We start from the raw sequence: 17,483 nt of genomic DNA, 5'->3' as shown, positions 1-17,483 counted from the left end.
GGGTGCGCTGGGCCGAGCGGGTCAACGTCTCGGCCAAGACCGGTCGTGCGGTGGCCAAGCTGGCGTCGGCGGTGAGCGCGGCGAAGTAGTCGCTCGCGTGCGCGCTGACCAGGCAGGCCTCCTGCTCACCGGCCGGCGAGCAGGCCCACAGGGGTTTGTCGCCGACCGCGCAGCGGTAGATCTCCGCCAACGTGATGGTCTCCGCGGGCCTGCCCAACCTCGCTCCTCCGGCGCGACCCTTCGCGCACACGACGAGTCCGGCGTTGACCAGCGGGACCAGGAGCTTGCGGACCAGGCTCGGGTTGGTGTTCAGATTGCGGGCCAGCTGGGCCGAGCTCTGCGCGGTGGCCTCGTCCGCGTCGGAGAGCGCGAGGAACAGCATCACCTTCAGCGCACGGGAGAACCGGATGTCCAACACGGTCTCCACCTCCGCCCCCAGATCGGCACCGATCCTACCGGGTCAAGAATAGCAACTCTCACAGTTGCACTTGGCATCTCGAACTGTACTCTTGACTTGAACATTTTCCTCGGCACAGGAGACCGTCACAGTGAGCACCCGCGCAGCTCAGCTGCTGTCCCGCCCGTTCACGCTGGGGTCGGCGACGCTGCCGAACCGCATCGTCATGGCCCCGATGACCCGCCAGCACTCCCCGGGCGGCATCCCCGGCGAGGACGTGGCCGCCTACTACGCCCGCCGCGCCGCAGCAGGCACCGGCCTGATCATCACCGAGGGAACCACCGTCGATCACCCGTCCGCCGGGTTCAGCGATGGCGTCCCCCGCTTCCACGGCGAGGAGCAGCTCGCCGGCTGGTCCCGGGTTGTGGAGGCGGTGCACGCGCAGGGCGGCAAGATCATGCCCCAGCTCTGGCACGTCGGCATCCAGCGCCCGGCCGGGGCCCCGCCGTTCACCTCGGCGCCCTCCGTCGGGCCGTCCGGGATCGCGCTGGACGGCACGCCCGGCGCCGGCGCGGCGATGACCCTCACCGACATCGACGACGTCGTCCGCGCTTTCGCCGACGCCGCGCAGGCTGCCGAGCGCATCGGCTTCGACGGCGTGGAGCTGCACGGCGCGCACGGGTACCTCATCGACCAGTTCCTGTGGGAGCGCACCAACCAGCGCACCGACGCCTACAGCGGTGACCCGGTCTCCCGCACGAAGTTCGCCGCGGACGTCGTGGCCGCCATCCGGGAGAAGGTCGCCCCGGACTTCCCCGTCGTGCTGCGCTTCTCCCAGTGGAAGTCCGACAACTACGACGTCCGCCTGGCCGAGGACCCCGGCGAGCTGGAAGCCGTGCTCACCCCGCTGGCGGACGCCGGAGTCGACGCCTTCCACGCCTCCGGCCGCCGCTACTGGCAGCCGGAGTTCCCCGACTCCGGTTCCGAGCTCAACATCGCGGGCTGGACGAAGAAGGTCACCGGCAAGCCGGTCATCACCGTAGGCTCGGTCGGCCTGAACAAGGTCTTCGAACCGGGCTCGCTCACCGGGGCGGGCGCGGCCGTGGACAACGTGGACCGGCTCCTCGACCGCCTGGAGCAGGACGAGTTCGACCTCGTCGCGGTCGGCCGCGGCCTCCTCGCCGACCCCGAGTGGGCGGACAAGGTCCTCAACGACCGCTTGGCCGACCTCACCCCGTACAGCAAGGCCGCGATCGAAACCCTGCACTGACCCGATGGCCGGCCCACATCACGCCACTGACCCGCCAGGTCCAGCGGCGCGATGTGGGCCCCGCGGCTCGATCCACAGGCGCCCGGGTGAGAGCTCGACATCGAGCTCCGGATCGCTGAAACCGCCGGTGCGGCACCACAATCCCGTCTCGGGATCGCAGTAGTACCCGTCCCGCCGCAACGGGGTCACCGCGAGACCGCCTCCGTTCGCGCTGGGATCGTGCGCGACGATGGCGCCCTTGATGTCGAGCAGCTCCCTCGGCGCGCCTTCCAGATCGGCGATGACGGCGAACAGCCGCTCGTCCGCCCACCTGCGGGAATCGCTGCGGATCGGGGATCGGTCGGAATGCGTCAGGACTTCTCCGGTACCGGGCTTGTACTCCCACGCCGTTGCCCGGAGGTCGCCCAGCGCGGGCCCGTTGGGCCGCCGGTCGGTGTGCGCCTGCTCAGCCAGCACGGCTCCGTCCCACGAGAACTCGACCTGCTCGGCAACGCCGCGTCCGTCCGGAGTCATCCGCTGCTTGGCGACCCGACGGCCGAGCGCGTCGTAGCGGTACTGCCAGCGGGTCCCGTCGGGCGTCGTCACCCCGACCAGCCTTCCTTCGTCATCCCAGGCGTAGCGCCAAGTGCCGCGAGGATCCCGGCTGAGCACGCGGCGTCCTCGGTCGTCGTGCTCGACTTGCCGAGGCCTGCTGCCAGGAGCGCTGGTCTGCGGGAAGCCCCCACCTGAGCTCACGACCGAACCGTCGTGCGCGAGACCGCCTTTCCCCAGCGGTTCTGCGTTCCTCCCGGCCTCGCGACGGTGCTGCTGGTCACCGATCACCTTCGCTGTCGCTCGACCGCGGACGTCGCGTTCCCAGGTCAGCACGACTTCGCCACCGAGCGTGCGCTGGAACTCCCGCCCCGCGGCGTCGTGGACGAACCGCAACGTGCGCCCTGCAGTTCGCATCGCGACTGGCCGATCAGCGGCGTCGTACACCCAAGTGCTCTCCGCGTTCGACGGAGTTCGGCGACGGACACGTCGGCCCAGGGCGTCGTAGGCCGAGGTCACGGAACGGCCGTTGGTCGTGTCGGTCAGGAGCCGGCCAACTCGGTCGTAGGTGAACCCGGTCTGGGTGTCACCGTCCATGGCAGCGACGAGCCGACCGACCGCGTCGTAGTTGAAGGTCGCGATGGCCTCGCCGCAGCGCCGTTCGATCACGTTGCCCTGCACGTCGCGGACCAGACGCAGCTCGACGCCGCCGGGCAGCAACCCTCCTACGAGCTGCCCGGCCGCGTCGTAGCGGTAGGCGTTCACGCGGCCGTCCTCGTCGGTCTCGCGCACCAGGAGACCGCGGGGGTCGTATTCGTACCGACGGGTCGAACCAGGTCCCCGAACGGCTTGGACCAGGCGCATCTCGGTGTCGTAGGTGCATTCGACCTGACCACCGTCCGGCTGGGCCACCGTGACGACTCGGCCGGACTGTCCACTCGCGACGGAGCCGGACCGCAGCCGGCCGATCGAGGTGGCCCCGTTCCGCTCGACGTGCTCAACTGCTCCGTCGGGAGCCGTCTCACCACGGGTGTGGTGCACCACCCCGGTCGGGTCCGTCATCACCGACACCCGTCCGAAGGCATCGCGCTCGTAGCACGTCACATTGCCGAGCGCATCGGTCACGGCGATCGGCAGTCCGGCAGCATTCAGCGTGAAGCTGCGCGTTTTGCCGAGCGCATCGGTGATAGCGGTGACGTGCCCGCGGTCGTTGCGGGTGTACGTCGTGGCCGCGCCCATGGCGTCGACCTCGCGGATCAGGTTTCCGCACTCGTCGTACGACCACCGGTGCACGGCGCCATCTGGGCGGACGACTGCGGTGACCAGTCCTCGTTCGTCGTACTGCCACCTGGTGCGGGCTCCGTCGGGACGGATGGTGGAGGTCCGGTTTCCCGCTTCGTCGTAGGTGTGCCGGGTGGTGCGGCCCAGCGGGTCCGTCGTGGATCGCAGGTACCCGCGCGGGTCGTGGTCGAAGGTCGATTCGGCGCCGAGCGGATCGACCACGCTCTCCACTCGTCCATCGACGTTGATTCCGTACGCCGTGCTGAACCCCGCTGAGTCAGTGACTCGCCTGCGCCGGCCCTGGTATTCGATGTCGCCGTTGAGGATCCCATCGACGCCGGTCGTGCGGACGCAGCGTCCCGCTTCGTCGTAGGTGTAGCGGAACCAGTCCCCGCTGCGGTCGGTGATTCCCGAGATCCAGTCGCCGTCGTGCTCGAAAGTCAGCTTCGAGCCGTCCGGCCCCGCCACTGCGACCAATCGGCCCTCGTCGTAGGTGTAGGTCTTCAGCAGGTCGTCGTGTTCCGATCCGCACAGGTGCACCGCCGTGACCAGGCCATCCACCGTGTCGAACCGGAGCCGGTAGCCACCGCTGTGCTGCACCGCGACCGGCGCGTCGGCTTCGTCCCGGAGGAACTCGATCTGATTCCCGCTGCGATCGATGATCGCGGTGAGCAACCGTTCATCGCCGGCCGAACCGAAGTGGAGGGTCAGCTGACCGTCGGCGATGGTGAAGGCGCCGTCTTCCGCGAGGGCGAGCTGGCGCCCGCCGCCGCGCACGGGCCGCACCGACGTTCCAGCCTCCGGAATCGGGAAATCGACGATGGTGGTGTCCTCGGCGATGAAGCGAACCGTCTCGTGATCGATGATCAACCGCTGGTCCACAGTGGAGGCCCAACCGGCGCCGAACGCCCTGCCCGACTGGTAGGAGGACACATGCGTTCGCCGGAGGACCAGTGGCAGGAACCCCGCGAGCTCGGCGTCGACGTGCTCCACGACGACCCGACCGCTGGCGACGTCAACCCCGTTTCGCACCAGCGTCATCGCCGATGGCGCGCGGTCGTGCTCCGCCGCATCGCCGGTCGGGTACTGCGGGATGGTGATCTGCAATCTCGCGCCATCTGGCAGCGCAGCGGCCTGTTCCGCGATCGGCCCGCGGATCCGCATGCATTCGGCGGCGTCCTTGGCGGTCAGGTTCGCGTAGTCGTAACCACCGCCGAGCACGAAGAACCGCCGCGGAATCAAGCGCTGATCGGGCGGCAGTGCCCCGTTCTCGTCCTGCCAACGCGTCGCGAAGGTGCGGCACCCGTTCTGGTCGGGATCGCTCAGCAACCAACGCGCCCAGTCCTCAAGGGACGATCCGAGCTCCGTGATGCGCGCGGTCTCCGGATCGAAGGTCACGACGCTGCGACGGTCCTGCACGGCGAACTGCACGCCGAACAGGTCCTGGCCGAAGCAGAAGAGCCCGTCGGCCAGACCGCCGTAGGCATCCTTCCAAGTGCGGCTCCGGTTCCACCCGCCCAGCTCGGGGCCGATACCGGGATCTCCGGCACGAAAAACCTGAACACCGGCGTTGAACGCGAAAAAGCCGTTCCGCAGGCTCAGCAAGGCGGCCAACTCGACCAGCGGGCCTTCCTCCGCATCCAGTTCGACTTCCCTGGCCAACCCGGCCGGGCCACGCGAGCGGTCGAGCAGCAACTCCAGCGCCGACGTCATGCCACTCCAGGAATCTGCGAGATGTCCACCCGCCGGAACACCGCCTCCCGGATCTCCGGCGTCACAGCCGGACGAAGCCGAGGTTGGATCACCAGGTTGGTGGGAACGACGTCCCACACCTCGAACGGATGCCAATCGGGAACGACGTGCAGGATCAAGTCGCTGGCCAGCTCTACCTCGCCGTCCTCAACCATGTGCCCCGCCATCCAGGTAGCTTCCGCCCACCTGGTGGGGAACTCACCAGATTCGTCCAACAGCCTTCGCGCCACCGGATACTGACGACAGTGGTGGGCACCGCTGTACAGCCGGAACCGCTCGGCGTCGTCCAAGCTGCTCAAATCCCGCTCGGACAGCGCCTGCGGGATCCTCTTCAACGGCTTCGATGGGTAGACCCACTCGAATCCCCCGAAAAGTCCTACGGCGTCATAAGGACGGCCATAGTTCTCCGCTAGCCATCCAAGATGTTTACCCAGCACGGTGTCATCGGGAATGACGTCAAGCAAACCAGCAAGGAATCCAACTGGATCAAGCCCGTCCACAACCGATCCAACCACCAGAGCCTCATCGAAAGGGACTCTCTGCACGAACAAGTCGCCCGGGCAGGCCGCGAAGTCCCTGATGGTCACCTCAGCAAGACGCCGCGCATCCGAACCCCGGTCGTACCACCACAGCAACTCGATAGCCGCTGCAGCAGCAGGCCAAACCAGATCGGCCGACCGGTCACGCCTCGCAGCCACCTCGAGCAGCCGATCCAGCTCCGTCACCAACCGACCTCACTCCTCAGCCAACCATGATCTTGACCCTGTCACCGTTCTCCAAACCCCTCATTTGATTCCCCATCGACGAGCCAGCTCCTCGGTTGTCACTCGCCGGGATGTACTTCACGCTGGCTCCGTTCCCGCCCTCCGCGAAGACGGCAGGAGGGTATTCGTCCCGGTCAAGTCCTTCCTTCCCCCTACCTGGAATGCCACGAAGAGCTTCCCTGCGGTTGATATCGGCGCCGGCTCGCTCAATCGTGAGCTCGGAAGGCTTCGGCTCTGAAGGCACTTTCCGTCGTCCATCCGATAACAGGCCGTCTTGTGCCTCTTCGATGTGCTGGGCCGATTCGGGGTAGCGGTCCTCGTCGACGATGACGTACTGGGGAAGATCGGCCTCTTCGGGCTCGGCGCCCAGGGCGGTGGCGTATTCGTCGGCCTTCTCCCGCAGGTGCTCCGCGCTCGTGCGGGCGTCTTCGGCTACCTGCTGGCCGTAGTCGCGGGTGGTCTCGACGAACTCCTGACCGCGCCGGTCCCCCATCTCGTTGATCACGTCGCCGTAGAGCTCGAGCGTCTCGTTGCCGAGCAGCTCGCCGGCGCCGCTGACCGCGCCACCCAGGACATCGCCGCCGACGTCGCTGGCCCACCCGCCGAGCAGACCGGCTCCTTCGATGGCCAGCCCGCCGACCGCGCCTATCGCCTGGTCGACGTCCGCAGCCTTGTTCAGGCCGTAGTGGACGATGTTTCCCGGTATGTCCCCGACAGTTTCGGCGAAGTCCTCCAGCGCATCACCGATCTGCTCCAGCAGGGACGGTTCTTCCGGCGCGGGTTGTTGAGCCCGGATCAGCGCAGCAGCCGCCAGGTCTCCACTTGTGCTGACCTCGCCGCGCGCGGCTTGCAAGACCGCGCTCGCCTGCTCGCGCATCGGCGCTCCGGGGTCGGAGAACGGTTCGGCTGCAGCTCCTCCAGCTGCAGCCTGCACCGCTTGCCGATGTTGCTGTTCGGCCTGCTTGGTCGCAGCTTCGCCCTGATCCCAGAGGCGAATCGCTTCCGCCGCTTCCCCCTGGGCCCGTTGCAAGCAGTCGGCGTACTCGCCGATCGCTTCCGCGGCGGCGTTGAACGCGTCACCGCTGGCGATCCAGCGGGTCGGCTCGCCGTCGAAGTAGTCGTGGAACCGATCGGCCGCCTCGCCCGTCCACCCTCCGGTGTCGAGGTCCTGCAGGCCCTCCCCGATGCGCACCAGGTTCTCGCCATAAGCGAGGAGGCTTTGCCGGGAGGCCCTGATCTGGTCGGCATCACCGGGGACCAACGCCTTCGGGTCGGTCGTCGCGCCGAGCTCAGACATCGCGGGGAGCAGCGCCGAACGCGTCGAGGATCACTTGCAGGTCCCGCATCGCCTGCTGGTCCACTTCGAGGTAGTTGCCCGCGGTGTCGATCAATCGCCGGGACAGCTCGTTGCCGTCCTCGGTGAGGTAACCGAGCCCGAGTCGCCATCGGTCGGTGAACGACGCGTAGGCCTCGGACAGCGTTCCGTGCCCCAGCGCGTCCGGTGCGCAGTCGATGTTGTCGACCCGGACCTCGTCCATCATGGCCAGCAGGTCGGCCAGCCCGAGGCCGGCGTCCTTGAGCGCGTCGATGTCGACGGAGAACCCGTCCGCGGCCACCTGCTGCCTCCCCCGACCGAAGCACTTACGAGGCGGCAGCCTACGGAACGTGCGTTTTCGGGAGGGCAGAACCTGCCAGTTTCACCCGTTCAGCCCATATCACCCCTCGTCCGGACTCCTGTCTCGGGACTCCTCGTGGACGAACAGCAGTCCGATGTGGACGGACCTCCGCAGGGAGGTCAGTCTTCGTCCCACTTCTCGTCTTCGGCGTCTGCTCGGCGGGTTCTCTCCGCTGCGATTTCCAGGGCCCTTCGGGCTGTTTCCTCGTCGGGGTACGGACCGAGGAGGTCGGCGGCCCTGGCTCGGTCGTGGTGTTCGACCTTGTGCGTGCGCAGGTTGAAGTACCAGCCCGGGTCCGGGTTCGGGTCTTCGGTCATGGTTGCTCCTCGGCGGGTTCAGCTGGCCAGTTCGATGGCTGCTTCGGGGCTGTGCAGCTGGAAGGCGAAGCTCTCCTCCAGGTACAGCTCGATCGACGTCGCGTCGTGGCCGAGGTAGCCGATCGACAGGTCGCGGCCGAGGACCAGTTCGCTGTCACCGCCGCGGGTCGACACCAGCATGCCCCCGTCCAGGGCCGGTGACCACAGGACGTCGCCACCGACGACGCGGGAAAGCTCCTCGACCGCGAGCCGTCCGCCGACCACCGCACCGCTGACCGCGGTGTGCAGGTCCGGGCTCAGCAGCAACGCGCAGGGACCGCCGACTCCCGCCGAGCGCAGCGCCGTCCGTGCTTGCGCCACCGCTTCCGGGATGGCCGAGACGTCCGATGGCAGGGCGATGACCTCGTGGGACGAGCCGCTGCGCAGACCGTCGGTGCCGGCGGACGGCAAGCCGTCGAAGATGGCGCTGTCCTCGGCCAGGGCGATCTGCTGCGCGGCGATGACCGCAGGTGACCAGTCGGCGTCCTGAGCTCCTCGCTCCACCGAATCGACCGCCTCTCGCGAGACCCGAAACGGCATCCGCAGTTCGACGACCGGCCGGGCCGCGCGGACCCGCATCTGCACGCCTGCCGCCGCGGTGGTGGGCTCGCCGAGGTGACCGGTGCCCACCGCGGCCAGACCGGGGCCCTTCGGGTCCGGCACGTCCACGACCCGGCGGGCGCCGGCGTTGAGCACGAACACCTCGCGGACCTGGTCCTCCAGCTCCTGCCAGGCCGCCTCCGAGATCGGGGCCAGCTCGCGGTGCAGGTTGTTCATGGCTGTCGTCCCTTCAGGCTGCCGATCCGCAACGACGCATCGGCCTCGGCCGCGCGTCCCAGTTCCGGCGGGGGTGGCTGGTCGTCGAGGAAGTCCGCGGTGGGCACGATGAACAGCGATCCGGTCATCGCCGTCGAGAAGTCCAGGATCCGGTCGTGGCTCACCTCGCCGGTGCCGGTGAACATCCGCTCCAGCATCAGCTCGATCACCGCCGGATCGTTGGCGTAGCCGATGAAGTAGGTGCCGAACTCGCCGTCGCCGAGGGTGCCGAACGGCATGTTGTCGCGCACGATCTGCCGCTCGGTGCCGTCCGACTCGATGATCGTGTTGACCGCGACGTGCGAGTCCGGCGGTTTGACGTCGTCGTCCAGCTCGATGTCGTCGAGCTTCGTGCGGCCGATGATCCGCTCCTGCTCCTCGACCGGCAGCGCGTTCCAGGACTCCGTGTCGTGCAAGTACTTCTGCACGATCACGTAGCTGGCGCCCTCGAACGGGGCGTCCTGCTCGGCGGTGACCGTCACCGCTCTGCGTGCCGCGTTGCCCTCCGGGTTCTCCGTGCCGTCGACGAAGCCGAGCAGGTCGCGCTGGTCCCAGTACTTGAAGCCGTGCACCTCGTCGACCACCGAGACCGCGCTGCCCAGCCGGGTCAGGATCTGCGTGGCGAGTTCGAAGCACAGGAACATCTGCCGGGCCCGGATGTGCAGCAGGACGTCGCCCGGGGTGGACACCGCCCGGTGGCGCGGTCCGGCGTACTCGGGCAGCACGTGCAGATCGGCCGGGCGAGGTCCGGAGTACAGGCGGTCCCAGGCCGTCGAGCCGATGCCCGCCACGCAGGCCAGGCCGCCTTCGGGGTAGCGGAAGCCCACCGCGCGCTGCAGTCCGGCCAGGTCTCCGAGCAGGTCCCGCACCGCCGGTTCGCCGCCGCCGTTGATCGTCAGCACCAGGAAGATCGCCGAGCCGGTCAGCGGGGTCAGCACCGGTTGCGGTTCCGGTCGATCATCAGGCGGGTTCGCCACGCCGGTCCTCCAGAACGTCGTCGCACCGCACGCACGTGGTCGCGATTCACCGGAACCAGCGTCGTTCCGGATCTCCGCGGCAGAGCATGCAGGACTCCTAGACGGTCGGCAACAGCACGTCGCGACCTCTGGAGTTGATTTTGGCGCGCGGCAGCGCACGCCGTCCAAGACGCGGTTCCGACCGCTCGATAGGCGGTGCCGATCTCAGCTGGGACGAGGACCGCTGCTCAGCGCATCGCCGATGGGGGTGTTCCGCGCGATCTGGACCAGCGCGCGCGTCAGGACCGAACCGGGCTCCACAGCGCTGGTGACGAGGGCGATCTCCGCGGTGACCGACGGGTCGCGCAGCTCCAGCACGCGGGCGCCGGGTGGTGGTCGCAGCGTCCTGATCCAGGTCTGCGGGACGATGCTCGCCCACCGCCCGGTGCCGACGTGCGCGAGCAGCGCCACCACTGAGTCGGCCTCCAGCTGCGGGGTGACCGCCAGGTCCTGGGCGGCCAGCGCGTCGTCGATCAGCTGGCGTCCGCGCATCCCCCCGGTGAGCAAGCACATCGGCAGTTCCAGCGCGTCGGACCAGCTGATGGCCTCCGACCGGCCGGTGAGCAGCTCGCTGCTGGCGATGAGCACGTGCTGCTCCTCGTACAGCGGGGTGATCACGAGATCGCCGGTGTTCAGCCCGTAGGGGTAGATGACGCCCGCGTCCAGCTCGAACCGGCGGATCCGGTCGACGATCTCCGACGACCGCAGGCTCGTCTCCAACTGCACGCGCACCAGCGGGTGCTCGGCGCAGAAGGGGTCGGTCAGCAGCGCGACCGTGCTCGCCGCCGCGGGGATCACGCCCAGCCGGAGCTCGCCGGTGAGACCGGTCTGCAGCGCCGTGACCTCCTGCTTGAGCGCATCGTGGTCGGCCAGGATGCGCCGCGCCCACAGCACCAGCCGCTCGCCTTCGGGGGTGAGGCCTTCGAAGCTGCGCCCGCGCCGGACCAGCGGCACCTTCAGCTCCTGCTCCAGCTTCCTGATGGCCTCCGACAGCGCGGGCTGCGAGACGTAGCAGGCGGCCGCGGCGCGCGCGAAGTGCCGCTCGCGGGCGAGCGCCACGAAGTACTCGAGCTGGCGGAAGAGCATGCCCCATTCGACCACGCCCGCTCTCCGCCGTCCGACAGCCGCACCGCGATCGAGCTCGGCTGATAAGCGCGGCCTACCGGATCGTCGACGTTTCCGCTTGGACCTGACCCCCGAGCACCGACCAGACTCACCGGCAGGAGGTGGGCACCGACCGCGGCAACGACGCCGTCCGCTGGTGCCGCGGACGACGATCGGAGGTTCCCTTGCTGCGGGCTCAGCTCCGGTCGCTCGCCCGGCTCGGCCCGGCCGAGGACGACCACCGGCACGCGTGCCGGGTCGCCGTCGGGCTGTTCGTCCCCGGGCTCGTCCTGCTCGCGGCCGGACGCCCCGATCTGATCATCTACGCCGCGTTCGGGTCCTTCACCGGCATGTACGGCCGGGCCGAGCCCCACCGGCTCCGCCTCGTGCACCAGGCCCAGGCCGGCGGTGTGCTGCTCAGCGGTGTGGGCACGGGCGTCCTGCTCTCCCACTCGCACGCTCCCCCGTGGGTCCTGGTGGTGACCCAGATCGGGTGCGCTTCGGTGTGGTCGCTGGTGTCGGACCGGCTCGGGCTCAGACCGGCCGGCCCGTTCTTCGGCATCTTCGCGCTGGGTGCCACCGCGTCGGTTCCCGCCGACCGGGTCGCCCCCTGGGCGGCCATCTCGATCTGCGCCGCGACCGTGCTCTTCTGCCTGCTCGTCAGCTCGGCGGGCGCGATCCGGTCCCGCGAGCGCTTCACCGGGCGCCAGGTCGAGCGCGGGCCCGGCTCGCTGGTCCACGCCGGCCGCTACGCGGTGGCCGTCTCCGCGGCGGGCGCGGGTGGGCTGGTCCTCGGGGTCGATCACGCGAACTGGGCCACGGCCTCCGCCGCCGTTCCGCTGGCGGTGATCGGCGTGCGGGATCGGCTGGCCCCCGGGATCCGGGACGTCACCCACCGCGGGATCCACCGCGTGCTGGGCACCCTCGCGGGACTCTCGGTCACCGCTGCGCTCCTGCTCCCCCACCTGTCCAACGTCCTGCTGGCCGTGTTCGTGATGGCCCTGCTGTTCCCCACCGAGCTCTTCATGGCCCGCCACTACGGGCTGGCGCTGGGCTTCTTCACCCCGCTGATCATGCTCATGACCGCTCTCGCCGCCCCGGCCGATCCGCTGGCGCTGCTCCGGGACCGCGCGATCGACACGCTGATCGGTGTCAGCGCCGGGATCGCGGCGGCGATCGTCGTCCGCAAGCGTCAGCCCGCGTCCAGCGGGGGTTGTCCTGCGTCGTAGATGAGCACCCCGCGCTCCCGGACCACGCGTGCTTCCGGGCTCGGGCGGTGCGGTCGCACCTTCCCGTCGTGCATCAGGTGGCCGACCTCCACCCCGCGCACCAGGGTCAGGAAATCGGCGATCATCTTGCGGTGGCAGCGCCACCACAACGACTCGGCGCACATCACCGCGTTCAGCTCCGCGGCCGCGTGGGCGAGCAGTTCGTCGATGCCGGCCTTGAACTCGGCGGAGCGCATGTGCTCGGCGTAGCCGCGGAACGCCTGGTTGCGCAATGCGGTGTCGGGGCCGTCCGGGTGCGCTCGGCGCCATCCACCGAGCCGCGATTCCCAGCGGTAGCCGATGTCCGCCTCGGGCAACCAGTGCGACATCGCCGCGCGGGTGGCGTCGGGGTTGTGGCGGCTGCCAGGTGCGGTGCGCACGTCGACCAGCTGCCGGACATCGGCGCCGCGCAGCAACTCGGTCATCGTCGCCGCGTCGGCCGTGCCGTGGCCGAAGGTCAGCACCCGCATCGGCGCCGCGCCGCTCGCTGTTCCGTCCACTTCGGACTCCGGGCGGTCATGCCCGGTCTCCCGGGAATTCCAGGGAGAGGATCTGCGCCCGCACCTCCCCGCCCGGCGTCGAGTAGCTGATGGTGTCCCCAGCTCGGTGACCGGCCAGCGCCAGGCCCAGCGGGCTGTCGGTGGTCACCGCGACTTCGTGCTGACCGGACGCGATCTCCTCGATGATCGCCACCGCCCGCACCGCCTGCTCGGTGCCGTCCTCGAACCGCAGGGTGGCCGTGGTGCCGTCCGGTACCTGCCCGGGAGCCCGCCCCGGGCCACCGGCGAGCAGGTCGGTCACCCTGCTGATCCGCTCGTCGATCGCGGCCAGGTCTTCCCCCGACTCCAGGGCGTTGGCCTCGTCGGCGCGATCGCCGACGTCGCTTTCCTGGTCGCGCACCTCGGCGACCAGCGCTCGGCGTCGTTACCTCAAGTCCGCCCAGTTCCGCTTCCAGCTGGTCGCGGGCCTGCTCCGGCAACTGCCCACCGGGGTTCTCGACGCTCATCCCGACTCCTCCTCGAACCTGGTCGCGCTCCCGACATCCTGCGGGGTCCGCAGCCCCGAACGCAGCGCGTAGGACGCGGTCACCAGCTCGGCGAGCGATCGCGGATCGCTCAGCGGCCGACCGGTGAGCTCGTGGATCCGGCGCAACCGGTACCGGACGGTGTTGGGGTGGCAGTGCAGCGCGCGAGCGGCGCTAGCGGTGGATCCGCCGTTGTCGAAGACGGCGTGCAAGGTGTCCAGGAGTCCGTCGCGATCGTCCGCTGGGAGGTCCAGCAGTCCACCGAGGACATCCTCCGCGAGCCGCCGGCCCTCCTCGGGGTCGCTGGCGACGAGCGCGGCCAGCGGGCTCGAGCTGAACACCCGCACACCGGCCTTCCCCGGCGGTAGCCCGGCCAGCGCCACCCGGGCGAAGTGCAGGGCGCGCGGCGCGTCGGCCAGCCGCTGGAAGAGCGGGCTCACCCCGGTGCGGGCGGAGGCGAGCTCGCGCAGGACCCGCAGCAGGGCGTCGTGCTGGTCCTCGCGCAGGGACGCGATGCCCGCTTGCACCGCCGGGGTGAGCTGCCAGGCCGACACGATGCCCAGCTCTGCCAGGGACCGCTCGACACCGACCAAGCTCTCCTCGGCCAGGGTTCGGGTCTCGGCGACGACGACCGCCAAGTTCGCGTCCGGGGCCAGGCCGAGCAGCTTCCCGGCTTCCCACGGGCCGTTCGGTACCGGTTGACCGGTGAGCAGCGCTTCGACCAGCGCCGAACGCCGCCGCTGCTGGGCGACCAGCAGTTCGGCGGTCGCGGCCCGGTACGCCTCGGTGAGCGCCAGCGCGTGCTCGTCGGTCAGCTCCCAGAGCCTGCTCGCTGCGTCGAGGAGCGCGTCCAGCGTCCCCGCTCGATCGTCGCGACGGGCGCGCGCGACGAGCAGGTCCCACAGCATCGCGTAGCCGATCCGGTAGACGCGCAGCACTTCCGGCAGCGGAGCCCCCTGGTGCGCGCGGGTCCTGCCGGTCTCCCGCGGCGCGTCCAGCTGGTCCGGTGCCAGTTGCTGCCCGACGAGCGCCCCGAGCATGAACCGCAGGTTCAGATCCACCGATCGGTACAGATCGGCAGCGGGGACGACGTCGTCCCCGCGGTACAGGTCGATGCGCTCGCGGACCGCCGCGCACACCTCGTCGATCAGTTCGGGGAGCTGCGCCTCGGCCCAACCGGCGAGCTCGTCGAGACCTTCACCCCTCACCGGGCGGACCACCTCGTTCTCGCTCGTGGGCGCGGTACGTGCGTTCCGGCCGAGGTCCGGTCTACTGGGGACTTCCGGAGCCGTCAAGGCCGACGCCCCACCGTTCCCGCAGGTTGTGCCCGGCACCAACATTTTCTGGAGCCGGGCACAACCGGCCTGGTGCCGGCGGCGCCGCGGCCTCGTCTCGTTTGCCACCTCCCGGCCCCGGTGGTGGGATGCAGAGGTCGAGCGCAGGACGGCAGGAGCGTGGGATGAACGAGCACCAGGGCGCAGCGCGACCGGGCGACGGCGAGTCGCCGGAGTTCCGGCCCTACCACCACCCCGCCGCCGGGTGGGGCGCCGCCAAGAGCGTGACCGAGTTCCTGGTCCGCGAGCGCGAGCTGGTGACCGGGCCGCGCGCCATCATGCGCATGAACCACGAGAACGGCGGTTTCGACTGCCCGGGGTGCGCTTGGCCGGACGACACCAAGGGCCTGCACCTGGACATCTGCGAGAACGGCATCAAGCACGTCACCTGGGAGATGACCCGCAAGCGGGTCGGCAGGGAGTTCTTCGCCGCGCACACCGTCACCGAGCTGTCCGGGTGGAGCGACTTCGAGCTCGAGGACCAGGGCCGGCTGACCGAGCCCATGCGCTACGACCCGGACACCGACCGCTACGTGCCGATCTCCTGGCGGGACGCCTTCGCCCTCTTCGGCCGCGCGATGGCCGACCTCGACACCCCCGACCAGGCGTCCTTCTACACGTCCGGGCGCCTGGGCAACGAGGCGACCTTCCTCTACCAGCTGATGGCCCGGGAGTTCGGCACGAACAACCTGCCGGACTGCTCGAACATGTGCCACGAAGCCAGCGGCCGCGCCCTGCAGGCCGCGCTGGGCACCGGGAAGGGAACGGTCGACCTCAAGGACTGGGAGATGACCGACGCCCTGTTCATCCTCGGCGTCAACGCGGCGTCCAACGCTCCGCGGATGCTCACCTCGCTCGCCGAGGCCTACCGCAGGGGCGCGCAGATCGTGCACATCAACCCGCTGGTGGAGGCTGCCGCCACGCGCACGATCATCCCGCACGACTTCGCCCGCATGGCCACGTTCAAGTCCACCCGCACCAGCACCCTGAACGTCCAGCCGCGCATCGGCGGTGACATGGCGCTGGTCCGCGGCATGGCCAAGGCCGTGCTGGAGGAGGCGCGCACCAACCCGAAGGCGATCGACGCCGAGTTCGTCGAGCGCCACACCACCGGGTTCGACGAGTACCGCGCGCTGTGCGAAGCCACCGACTGGGCGGAGATCGAGCGCCAGTCCGGCGTCAGCCGCGCGGACATCGCCGCGGCGGCCCGCGTCTACAGCGAAGCCCACCGGAGCATCTTCAGCTGGTGCCTGGGCGTCACCCAGCACGAGCACGGCGTCGACACCGTCCGCGAGATCGTCAACCTGTTGCTGCTGCGCGGGAACCTCGGTCGGGAGGGCGCCGGACCGTCCCCGGTGCGCGGGCACAGCAACGTGCAGGGCAACCGGACCTGCGGCATCGACCACCGCCCGACCGAGGAGTTCCTGGACCGGCTCGCCGACGTCTGCGGGATCGAACCGCCCCGCGCGCACGGGCTGGACACGATCGGCACGATCGAGGCCATGCACCGCGGCGAGGTGAAGGTGTTCGTCGGCATGGGCGGCAACTTCGCCCTCGCCGCACCGGACACCCCCCACACGTTCGCCGCGCTGCAGAAGTGCGAGCTGACCGTGCAGGTCAGCACCAAGCTCAACCGCAGCCACCTGGTGCACGGCCGCCAGGCGCTGATCCTGCCCTGCCTCGGCCGCACCGAGAAGGACAACCAGCTGGGCGGGCTGCAGGAGACCTCCGTCGAGGACTCGATGAGCATGGTCCACCTGTCGCGCGGGATGAAGCGCCCCGCCTCACCGCACCTGCTCTCGGAACCGGCCATCATCGCCGGTCTGGCCCAAGCGGCGCTGCCGAACAGCTCGACCCCGTGGTCCCGCTACGTCGAGGACTACGACCGGATCCGCGACACCATGGCGCAGGTCCTCGACGGGTTCGAGGACTTCAACCGCCGGGTGCGGCTGCCGCTGGGATTCCGCATCCGGCAACCCGCCCGCGAACTGGTCTTCCACACCCCGTCCGGACGCGCGGAGTTCTCCACCGCGGCCCTGCCCGACGTCGTCCCGGACCCCGGGGTCCTGGCGCTGGGGACGATGCGCTCGCACGACCAGTGGAACACCACGATCTACTCCGACGACGACCGCTACCGCGGCATCAAGAACCTGCGCACGCTGATCTTCATGAACGCCGAGGACATGCGCGACCGGGGGATCGGCCAGTTCGACGCCGTCGACATCACCAGCACGGCCCGCGACGGCAGCACCCGGGCGCTGCGGCAGTACAAGGCGGTCCCCTACGACATCCCGCGCGGTTGCGCCGCCGGGTACATGCCCGAGATGAACGTCCTGTGCGCGATCGGCGACTACAGCACCCAGAGCGACCAGCCGATCATGAAGCACGTGAAGGTCACCGTCGAGCGGTCGGCCTGACTACCACGGGCGCGGTGCTTCGAGGACCTCGACGGTCGAGCCGGCGGGAAGGCCGCCGGGCGGGACCACGGCGAGGCCGTCCGAAAGCGCCAGCCCGCGCAGCATCGCGGGACCGTCGAAAGGCACGGCGGTTGCGGCGTTCTCGTGGAGCACCACCGGCAGCAGCCTGGTGCTGGTCGGATGTCCTGGCAGCTCCGCGGCGGTGGAGCACCGGCGGGACATCTCGTCGCGGCCGTTGAGGCGGCTCAGCAGCGGGTGGACCAAGGTCGCGGTTCCGGCGACGGCTGCCAGCGGATTGCCCGGCAGCCCGACGAGCCACCGGCTCCGCCCGTCCGCCGCCGGGAGTTCGGCGAGCAGCATGGGGTGGCCGGGCCGAACGGCGACGGAGTCGACCAGGAGTCGCGCGCCGAGGTCGGCCAGCGCTCGGTGCACGAAGTCGACCGGACCGGCCGCGGTGCCGCCGGTGGTGATCACGAC

Annotated in this window: 15 protein-coding genes and 1 pseudogene; 3 read left to right on the top strand and 13 right to left on the bottom strand. The window is 69.9% G+C overall.

Translation table 11 applies throughout. The annotated features are described in order from the left end of the window. Window positions 1-160 precede the first annotated feature (160 nt). Window positions 161-382, bottom strand: a pseudogene (locus tag ABTZ89_RS38965) (RrF2 family transcriptional regulator); the annotation flags it as partial. Between the two features lie 166 nt (window positions 383-548). Here ABTZ89_RS38965 and ABTZ89_RS20325 point away from each other — a divergent pair. Beyond that, entirely contained in the window at window positions 549-1,667 is a 1,119-nt protein-coding gene (locus ABTZ89_RS20325) for an NADH:flavin oxidoreductase (protein WP_351046882.1), read from the top strand. 18 nt (window positions 1,668-1,685) lie between these two features. On the opposite strand, the gene ABTZ89_RS20320 is transcribed toward ABTZ89_RS20325, so the two are convergent. The 8 genes from ABTZ89_RS20320 to ABTZ89_RS20285 all read right to left on the bottom strand — a co-directional run bounded on the left by ABTZ89_RS20320 (window position 1,686) and on the right by ABTZ89_RS20285 (window position 10,960). After that, window positions 1,686-5,192: a DUF6531 domain-containing protein gene (locus ABTZ89_RS20320; RefSeq protein ID WP_351046879.1), complete on the bottom strand. Its 3,507-nt coding sequence runs from the start codon at window positions 5,190-5,192 to the stop codon at window positions 1,686-1,688. Next, window positions 5,189-5,956: a hypothetical protein gene (locus ABTZ89_RS20315; protein WP_351046877.1), complete on the bottom strand. Its 768-nt coding sequence runs from the start codon at window positions 5,954-5,956 to the stop codon at window positions 5,189-5,191. Before ABTZ89_RS20315 ends, ABTZ89_RS20320 begins: the two co-directional genes overlap by 4 nt. 16 nt (window positions 5,957-5,972) lie before the next feature. Further along, complete coding sequence (locus ABTZ89_RS20310; protein ID WP_351046874.1) at window positions 5,973-7,256, bottom strand: putative T7SS-secreted protein; 1,284 nt, start codon at window positions 7,254-7,256, stop codon at window positions 5,973-5,975. 28 nt (window positions 7,257-7,284) lie between these two features. Beyond that, entirely contained in the window at window positions 7,285-7,611 is a 327-nt protein-coding gene (locus ABTZ89_RS20305) for a hypothetical protein (RefSeq protein ID WP_351046871.1), read from the bottom strand. Window positions 7,612-7,790: 179 nt separating this feature from the next. Further along, on the bottom strand, window positions 7,791-7,988 hold the full coding sequence (locus ABTZ89_RS20300; RefSeq protein ID WP_351046868.1) for a hypothetical protein: 198 nt from the start codon (window positions 7,986-7,988) through the stop codon (window positions 7,791-7,793). Between the two features lie 18 nt (window positions 7,989-8,006). After that, window positions 8,007-8,804, bottom strand: a complete 798-nt coding sequence (locus tag ABTZ89_RS20295; RefSeq protein ID WP_270951312.1) for a family 1 encapsulin nanocompartment shell protein — start codon at window positions 8,802-8,804, stop codon at window positions 8,007-8,009. Then, window positions 8,801-9,820 (bottom strand): Dyp-type peroxidase, encoded by a 1,020-nt coding sequence (locus tag ABTZ89_RS20290; protein ID WP_351046864.1) that lies wholly within the window; start codon window positions 9,818-9,820, stop codon window positions 8,801-8,803. Before ABTZ89_RS20290 ends, ABTZ89_RS20295 begins: the two co-directional genes overlap by 4 nt. A 204-nt stretch (window positions 9,821-10,024) precedes the next feature. After that, a complete protein-coding gene (locus ABTZ89_RS20285; RefSeq protein ID WP_351046861.1) occupies window positions 10,025-10,960 on the bottom strand; it encodes a LysR family transcriptional regulator in 936 nt (311 codons plus the stop codon). A 188-nt stretch (window positions 10,961-11,148) separates the two neighbouring features. Between ABTZ89_RS20285 and ABTZ89_RS20280 the strand changes: the two genes are divergently transcribed. Next, window positions 11,149-12,192 (top strand): FUSC family protein, encoded by a 1,044-nt coding sequence (locus ABTZ89_RS20280; RefSeq protein WP_351046858.1) that lies wholly within the window; start codon window positions 11,149-11,151, stop codon window positions 12,190-12,192. On the opposite strand, the gene ABTZ89_RS20275 is transcribed toward ABTZ89_RS20280, so the two are convergent. From ABTZ89_RS20275 to ABTZ89_RS20265, 3 genes are all read right to left on the bottom strand, one after another. Beyond that, the gene (locus ABTZ89_RS20275; RefSeq protein WP_351046855.1) at window positions 12,156-12,731 is read right to left on the bottom strand and encodes a DUF488 domain-containing protein; all 576 of its coding nucleotides are present in this window, start codon (window positions 12,729-12,731) and stop codon (window positions 12,156-12,158) included. The two genes, ABTZ89_RS20280 and ABTZ89_RS20275, sit on opposite strands and share 37 nt — an antisense overlap. 16 nt (window positions 12,732-12,747) lie before the next feature. Further along, on the bottom strand, window positions 12,748-13,131 hold the full coding sequence (locus tag ABTZ89_RS20270) for a GreA/GreB family elongation factor (protein ID WP_502949570.1): 384 nt from the start codon (window positions 13,129-13,131) through the stop codon (window positions 12,748-12,750). A gap of 102 nt (window positions 13,132-13,233) precedes the next feature. After that, entirely contained in the window at window positions 13,234-14,463 is a 1,230-nt protein-coding gene (locus ABTZ89_RS20265) for a PucR family transcriptional regulator (protein WP_351046852.1), read from the bottom strand. Between the two features lie 251 nt (window positions 14,464-14,714). Here ABTZ89_RS20265 and ABTZ89_RS20260 point away from each other — a divergent pair, with 251 nt between their 5' ends. After that, window positions 14,715-17,006, top strand: coding sequence for an FdhF/YdeP family oxidoreductase (locus ABTZ89_RS20260; RefSeq protein WP_270951301.1), 2,292 nt, complete (start codon window positions 14,715-14,717; stop codon window positions 17,004-17,006). Here ABTZ89_RS20260 and ABTZ89_RS20255 read toward each other — a convergent pair. After that, window positions 17,007-17,483 (bottom strand): molybdopterin-binding protein (locus tag ABTZ89_RS20255; RefSeq protein WP_351046849.1); only part of this gene is annotated, 477 nt, incomplete at its 5' end.

This window comes from Saccharopolyspora sp. NPDC002686, from assembly GCF_040295745.1.
Lineage (GTDB): Bacteria > Actinomycetota > Actinomycetes > Mycobacteriales > Pseudonocardiaceae > Saccharopolyspora > Saccharopolyspora oryzae.
The sequence above is the reverse complement of the archived record's forward strand: the minus strand, read 5'-3'. Positions and strand labels throughout refer to the sequence as shown.